The 235-nt window shown below is 66.4% G+C and carries 1 pseudogene; it reads left to right on the forward strand.

Going from position 1 to position 235, the window contains the following annotated elements:
• Nucleotides 1-235, forward strand: a pseudogene (locus KVT37_RS32995) (excinuclease ABC subunit B); the annotation flags it as partial.

The raw sequence follows: 235 nt of genomic DNA on the forward strand, positions 1-235 counted from the left end.
CGCCGGTCGGGGTGCGTCCGGCCGGGAGCCAGGACGATAACGTGGTCGGCGAGTTCCGCGACACGACCCGGGCCGGCTACCGCACGCTGGCCTCGGTTCTGTCCAAGCGCATGGCCGAGGATCTCACCGAATATCTGCACGAGAACGGTATCCGCGTCCGCTACATGCATTCCGACATCGACACCCTGGAGCGCATCGAGATCCTGCGCGATTTGCGCCTCGGCCCCTTCCACGT

The organism is Mesorhizobium sp. GbtcB19 (genome assembly GCF_019091085.1).
GTDB lineage: Bacteria > Pseudomonadota > Alphaproteobacteria > Rhizobiales > Rhizobiaceae > Mesorhizobium.